The 938-nt window shown below is 48.8% G+C and carries 1 protein-coding gene; it reads right to left on the reverse strand.

Translation table 11 applies throughout. The annotated features are described in order from the left end of the window. Nucleotides 1–252: 252 nt before the first annotated feature. A partial coding sequence (locus AC2VE5_RS28780) for a cation:proton antiporter domain-containing protein (protein ID WP_486890923.1) occupies nucleotides 253–938 on the reverse strand: 686 nt, incomplete at its 5' end.

The raw sequence follows: 938 nt of genomic DNA on the forward strand, positions 1-938 counted from the left end.
GACTACAGCAACCAATAATATCGACATCTAAAAGATCCCCTGAAGGCGAATGCTTTAAGTCTCTCAAATCAGCACTGGGCAATCTAAGCGTATAAATACGGAAATCCGCTACCGAGCTATTTCCCTGATGTAAGTATCTTTACGGGAATTGCCTTGCCAGCGGATTAGTAAGCTTGGGAAGTTTACAAAGGGAGGTACGGCCCATGAAGGTTGCAAGGGCTTCCTCGCCAGGAAAAGTGAGAGTTCAGCAGATTAAGAGGGCGATCGCTTGAGCCTTTTTTTGACGCGCCACTCATACCAGTTCATCAGGGGGGTAGAGGAAATGCCGTGGATAATTACAGAGGTGACAATGACCAGGTAAGTGATCCAGGTAATCTGTTCTCCCCATTCACCCTTTAGGCCATGGCCTAAAGCATAATTTAAGTAGTAAATGGAACCAACGCCACGAATCCCAAACCAACCAATCAATAGTCGCTTGGAAGGATGTAAGTTCCGGCCCAGCATGCTGATCCAGGTTCCCCCTGGACGAATGACTAAAATCAGTAGTGCCGCCACGAGAATTGCCGCCGGAGCAAACCGCAGGATAGGCTCAATCCGCAACAGCGACCCCAGGATTAATATGGTGGCAACTTCTAAGAGTTTCTCAATTTGCTCCACAAACTCTAACTGCGAGAACTGCTTCTCCCGGTAGTACCCATGCTGGATCACAATTCCGGCGACAAACACGGCTAGAAAGCCGTAACCATTTACCAGCTCAGTCAAGGAATAGGTTAACAAGATGGTGCTGAGGGCAACGAAATCTTCCATCAGTTCATCCGCAGTTCGAAATCGCTGCAAACGGCCATCAATCCAAATCACGGCCTTGGCGACCACAAATCCCATTACAATCGCAGCCGCGATCGCCCAAAGCAGGTCAATGGCAACCCACTGTCGAAACC

It is taken from the genome of Aliterella sp. E5.1, from assembly GCF_057473825.1.